A 5,793-nucleotide genomic window follows, 5' to 3' on the forward strand; every position below is an offset into this window, starting at 1 on the left:
CGGGCCGCCGAGGATGGCGAGGGCGGGGTCGCCCGGGATGAGCCGGATCGCGACGAACACGATCGTGGCGACCGCCCAGAGCACCCCGACGCCGCCGGCCAGGCGGCGGAGGCCCCACAGGGCCCAGCCCGACCACCCGGTGCGCCGTGGCCGACGTCCGCGACGCAATCCGTGCCTCCTGTCCGACGATCCGGGTGGCGCGATCAGCGGTCGATCCAGGCCGTGCCGAACCACGGCGTCGAGACCGCGGTGGTCTGCACGCCGTGCACGCTCGACCGCAGCAGGAAGTGGTTCTGCTGGTCGTAGAGCGGGAGCACGGTGCCGCTCGACAGGATGGTCTGCTGCGCCTGCTCGTACAGCTTCCCGCGCTCGGACGCGTCCGAGATCCGCGCGGCCCGCTGGAGCAGGTCGTCGAGCGCCGGGTCGTCGAGCTGGGCGAGGTTCGCGAAGTAGCCGGACGGTGCGGGCGTGATGCTCGCGGAGTCGTACAGGATGCGCAGGACGTCCGCACCGACCTTCGTGTACGGCGCGCTCACGACGTCGTACTCGTTCGCCGCGAGGGCCGCGTACCAGCTGGACAGGTCGAGCTCCTCGAGCACGACCTTGAACCCGACCGCCTTCTCGGAGGCCTGGATCTGCTGGAACAGGCTGCGCTCCGCGGGGACCGACTGGTTCGTCGACACCGGGAACGTGACCGTCAGCTGCTTGCCGTCCTTCTCGCGGATGCCGTCGCTGCCGACCTTCCAGCCGGCGTCGTCGAGCAGCTGCTCCGCCTTCGTGGGGGAGTAGCGGAACAGACTCTTGTCCGAGTACGCGTACGGCTCGACGCTGGAGAGCACCGAGTAGGAGCGCTTCGCCGTCCCGAGGAAGAGCGACCGGATGCCGGGATCGATCTCGGCGCCGGCGATGAAGGCCTTGCGGACGGCCTCGTCGCGGAACACCCCGTGGCCCGAGTTCAGCTCGAGGCGGTTCGACGCACCGGGGCGCGGGGCGTCCAGGTCGCGGATGGACCCCTTCGACGACGCCGCCTGGATCTGGTCGGGCTGGGCGTTGTCGATGACGTCGACCTGGCCGGACTGCAGGGCCGCGTACCGCGACGTCGAGTCGGGCAGGAAGCGCCAGGCGATCCCGTCGAGGCGCGGCTTCGTGTCGCCGTCGAGCGGCGTGTAGTCGCTGTTCTTCCGGAGCGTGACGCGGTCGCCGTGCTTCCACCCGGTGACCTCGAACGGGCCGGTGCCGACGGGCGACTCGCAGTTGACCGCCTGCGAGCGCTCCAGTGCCTTCGGGGACTCCATGCCGACCCACGGCTGCGAGAACGACTCGAGCAGCGCGCTGTCCGGGCGGCTCAGGGTCAGCGTGACGGTGTGGTCGTCGGTGGCCGTCGCCTTCGTGATCGACTGCAGCGCGAGGTAGCCCGTGCTCGAGGCGGTCGCGGGGTCCTGCACGTGCTCGATGTTCGCCACCACGGCGGCCGCGTCGAAGGGCGTGCCGTCGGTGAACGTGACGTCGTCGCGCAGGGTGAACGTCAGGGTCGTCCCGTCGTTGCTCGTCGTCCACGACTTCGCGAGCGCCGGCACGGGCTTGCCGTCCTCGAGCGCGGTGAGCTCCTCGATGTACTGGGTGGACAGCAGCGCCTGCGGGTAGTTGCCGCCGACGTGCGGGTCGAGGCAGGTCGGCTCGGCGTCGCCCGAGGCGTAGACGAGCGTGCCGCCGTCGACGGGGGTGCTGCTCGAGCCGGCGGTGCCACCACCGGTGCAGCCCGCGAGCACGAGGAGGAGCGCGGTGGCACCGGCGACCGCGGCCGCTGTTTTCTGTACTGAGTCCAAGATCATCGCCGCACGAGTCTAGCGGTTTACTGGGGGCCATGGACGAACCGATGCGCCGCGGTGGCCGCCCCCGACGCTCGAGCGCCGAGGTGCTCGCCGACGCCGCAGCCGAGCTGTTCCTCGAGCAGGGCTACGGCCGGACGACGGTCGACCACATCGCCGCTCGGGCCGGCGTGAGCCGGGCGACCTTCTTCAACTACTTCACCGCGAAGTCCGACGTGCTCTGGCTCGACCTCGACGCCGCGGTCGCCACGCTGCCTGCGTGCCTCGCGGCCTCGACCGAGGAGTCCGCTGTCCGCGCGGTCGAGGCCGCCCTCCTCGCCACCGCCCGCGCCCACGACCCCGAGCGGGTGCCGTGGGCCATCGCGCAGGCCGAGGTGATGGGCATCGGTGACGAACTCGTCGCGAGCGTCGCGGCTCGCGTGGGCGCCCAGCACGCCGCCGTGTCGGCCTTCGTGGCCCGTCGGACCGGCGAACACCCCGCCGCCCTCTGGCCCCAGACGGTGTCCGGCGCCATGCTCGGCGCCGCCGCTGCCGCGTTCGGCGTCTGGGTGGCCGACGGCGTCGGTCGTCGCTCCCTCGTCGAGTACGTCGGCGCGGCGCTCACCCCGGTGGCCGCGGGTCTCGATCCGCTCGAGCCCCCGGCGCAATAGGCTCTCTCTCCGTGACCCGAGCGCGACGGACGATCCGAGTGGTCGCCCTCGCGGCGATCGCGCTCGCCGGGCTGTTCGTCGCGTACTGGCACATCGGCCGGCAGAGCCCCTACGTCGACGAGTTCACCTACACGCGCGCCGGGTGGGCCTACGTGCACGGGGTGCTCACCGACAACCTGCAGCACCCGCCGACCGCCAAGTACCTGTTCGGCCTCGCGCAGCTCGTCGTGGGCGAGGGCGTCCTCGGGCCCCGACTCGTCGCCGCGACCGCGTCGTTCGGCACCGGTGTCGTCCTGTTCGCCTGGCTCCGGCGGCCCGTCGGACACTGGGGCGCGCTCCTCGCGGCCGGACTGTGGTGGCTCACGCCGCGCGGCGATTCGCCGACGTGGACCGACGTCGCCTCCGGGACCGCGGCGCGCATCGACCGGCTCGCGCTGCTCGAGCCGGTCATGACGTTCTTCGCCGTCGCGGCGCTCGCCGCCGCCTGGCAGTGGGCGGCCCGGCCGAGGCGGGCGGCCGACCGGACGACGGCCTGGGACGGCTGGTGGTGGATGGCGCTCGCCGGTGCCCTGCTCGCGCTGTCGGTGACGTCGAAGGTCAGCACGGCCGTCCTCGTGCTCGCGGTCGTCGCCGTCCCGCTGCTGTTCCGCCGCTGGTCGGGACTCGTCACCGGCGGTGTCGCCGCCGCCGGGGCGTTCGCGGTGGTCTTCGTCGCGGCGTACGTGCCCGTCGGTGGCACCCGGGCGATCGCGTACATGCTCGCGTTCCAGGGGGAGCACGACACCAAGGGGCACGAGATCTCGGTCCTCGGGAAGACGTACATGCTCGCGCCGTGGTGGACGAACTTCGTGCGGGTCGTCGAGGGCGTGGGCTGGCCGGCGGTCGTCGTGCTCCTCGTCGGGATCGTCGCGGCGTTCGTGGTCCGTCCGGACCGGCTCGTCGCGCTCCTCGGCATCGCCCTCGGGATCCTCGTCGTCTTCTACGCCACCGCGAACGTCGCCCTGCCGCACTACTACCAGGCGTGGATGCCGTGGGCCGTCGCGCTCGCCGCCGTCGGGTACGCCCGGCTCGCCCGGTCGCGGCCGCCGGTGACGACCGTGGTGGCGCTCGTCCTGGTCGCCGTGACGATCGTCCCCGCGGCGGTCGTCGTGCGCACCGTCGCCGAGACCCGCACCACCGGGTACGCCCGGCTCGACGCGGCGCTCGACGCGCACGGGGTCCCGCGGACGGACAAGGTCCTGGTGTCCGGGGCGTCGCAGCAGGCGTTCGCGGTGTTCATCGGCCACCGTGGTGCGACCCAGGCGGTGCAGTACGGCGACTACGGCGTGCTCGTCGCCGGGATCGACCCACGGTTCCCGATGGACGACGAGCTCCGGGCACTGCTCCGCGACCACCCGGACCGGTTCGAGGAGTTCCGGCTCGACGCGCTGCGGGTCTGGGTCGTGCAGGACGGGCTCACGATCCAGCGTCGCGGGGACACCGCCACGCTGGCGCCGGCCGCGGCCGGCTGAGACACCGAGCCGCGCGGCGGGAGCAGGCCGCCCCGCCCCGCCCCGCCCAGCGTGAGCCCGCGCAGCGCGAGCCCGCGCCGCCCGCCCCTCGGAGCCTCAGTTCGCCCGCAGCGTCCCGGCCCCGCCCGCCGCGACGTCCTCGGCCGTGCCGTCCCGGACCACCTCCGGCACCTCCTCGCCCGTCGGGGTGAGCGACTCGTCGCCGGGGTAGCTCAGGGTGAGGACCGCCTCCTCGATGTACTGGCTCTCCTCGAGCGACTTCTCGACGTCGCGGAGCCGCACCGCGACGTGCTCCTCGACCTCGTTGCCCGTGAGGTCGACCGCTGCCACGAGGTACACCCGCGACGGACCGACGAACTCGAGGTGCAGGTAGGTGACCCGTTCGATCTGCGACCGGCCGAGCAGCTCCACGAGCACCGCGTTCTCGAGCTCCGGCGACGTGCTCTCACCGAGCAGGAACCGACGGTTGCGGTCGATGAGGACGATCGCGACGACCCCGAGCAGCACGCCGATCGCGATGGAGCCGACCGCGTCGAAGACCGCGAGGCCGGTGAGCTGGTGGAGGAACACCCCGAGGAACGCGACGACCAGACCGATCAGGGCGGCGGCGTCCTCGGCGAAGACGGCTCGCAGCGTCGGGTTCGAGGACTGCAGCACGTGGCGGAGCACCGGCACCTTCCGCTTCGTCGCCGCGCCGTGCGCCTGTCGGTACGCCTGCACGAAGCTCGTCCCCTCGAGGCAGAACGACACCGCGAGCACGATGTAGTTCAGCAGGACGTCCTCGGCCGGGCCGGTCTCGCCGAGCTCCGAGATGCCGTGGGAGATCGACACGACGGCACCGGCGGTGAAGAGGCCGAACGCGGCGAACATCGACCAGATGTAGGTCTCGCGCCCGTACCCGAGCGGGTGCCGGGCGTCGCGCTTGCGGGCGCCACGCCGTTCCGCGACGAGCAGGAAGATCTCGTTGCCGGTGTCGGCCCACGAGTGTGCGGCCTCGGCCACCATCGAGGCCGATCCGGAGATCAGGGAGGCGATCGTCTTGGCGATCGCGACGAGCAGGTTCGCGCCGAACGCGATGATGACGGTCAGCAGGGATTCGGGACGATCCTGCTCGGAAGAGTCGGGCATCGCTCCAGCATGCTCCCGTCCGCTAAACTCGTGTGCACAGGCGTCGATCCGGCCATCACCGGGGAGCCTCCGGAAGAACCCGGCAGTCGGCACGATCGACGGCCGGCAGTAGAACCGGGCGGACCGGGCCGCACAGCCCCGGCAACGAGCGGTCGGCCACAGCGCGAGCGGTGGTCGGCAAGCGAGGTGGTACCGCGGAGTGTGCTCCGTCCTCGTGGAGATCGAGCGAACCCACAAGGAGTCCCGGTGCCGTACCCGCTGAACGCCGATGCCGATGGCGTCGTCCCCTCGCCGTCCTTCCCCGCCGTCGAGCGGGGGATCCTCGCCTTCTGGAAGGGCGACCGCACGTTCCAGGCGTCGATCGACCAGCGTGAGGGCTGCCCCGAGTGGACCTTCTACGACGGCCCGCCGTTCGCGAACGGCCTGCCGCACTACGGGCACCTGCTGACCGGCTACGCCAAGGACGTCTTCCCGCGCTACCAGACGATGCGCGGCAAGCAGGTGCACCGTCGCTTCGGCTGGGACACGCACGGGCTGCCCGCCGAGCTCGAGGCCATGCGCCAGCTCGGCATCACCGAGAAGCACGAGATCGACGAGATGGGCGTCGACGTCTTCAACGCCGCCGCCAAGAAGTCCGTCCTGCAGTACACCGACGAGTGGCAGCAGTACGTCACC

5 protein-coding genes and 1 pseudogene are annotated in these 5,793 nt (G+C 72.1%); 3 read left to right on the forward strand and 3 right to left on the reverse strand.

Going from position 1 to position 5,793, the window contains the following annotated elements:
- Window positions 1–120, reverse strand: a pseudogene (locus I5E_RS26665) (ABC transporter permease); the annotation flags it as partial.
- Between the two features lie 83 nt (window positions 121–203).
- The gene (locus I5E_RS20190) at window positions 204–1,832 is read right to left on the reverse strand and encodes an ABC transporter substrate-binding protein (RefSeq protein ID WP_031263302.1); all 1,629 of its coding nucleotides are present in this window, start codon (window positions 1,830–1,832) and stop codon (window positions 204–206) included.
- Window positions 1,833–1,864: 32 nt separating this feature from the next.
- On the opposite strand from I5E_RS20190, the gene I5E_RS25860 reads away from it, so the two are divergent.
- A complete protein-coding gene (locus tag I5E_RS25860) occupies window positions 1,865–2,479 on the forward strand; it encodes a TetR/AcrR family transcriptional regulator (RefSeq protein WP_022908574.1) in 615 nt (204 codons plus the stop codon).
- An 11-nt stretch (window positions 2,480–2,490) separates the two neighbouring features.
- On the forward strand, window positions 2,491–3,990 hold the full coding sequence (locus tag I5E_RS20200) for a phospholipid carrier-dependent glycosyltransferase (protein ID WP_148287073.1): 1,500 nt from the start codon (window positions 2,491–2,493) through the stop codon (window positions 3,988–3,990).
- Between the two features lie 96 nt (window positions 3,991–4,086).
- Here I5E_RS20200 and I5E_RS20205 read toward each other — a convergent pair whose 3' ends face one another.
- Window positions 4,087–5,118, reverse strand: a complete 1,032-nt coding sequence (locus I5E_RS20205) for a cation diffusion facilitator family transporter (protein WP_022908576.1) — start codon at window positions 5,116–5,118, stop codon at window positions 4,087–4,089.
- A gap of 246 nt (window positions 5,119–5,364) precedes the next feature.
- Between I5E_RS20205 and I5E_RS22325 the strand changes: the two genes are divergently transcribed.
- Window positions 5,365–5,793, forward strand: a 429-nt coding sequence (locus I5E_RS22325) for a class I tRNA ligase family protein (protein WP_042724114.1), incomplete at its 3' end; no start/stop codon positions are given.

The organism is Curtobacterium sp. B18, assembly GCF_000333375.1.
Taxonomy (GTDB): Bacteria; Actinomycetota; Actinomycetes; order Actinomycetales; family Microbacteriaceae; genus Curtobacterium.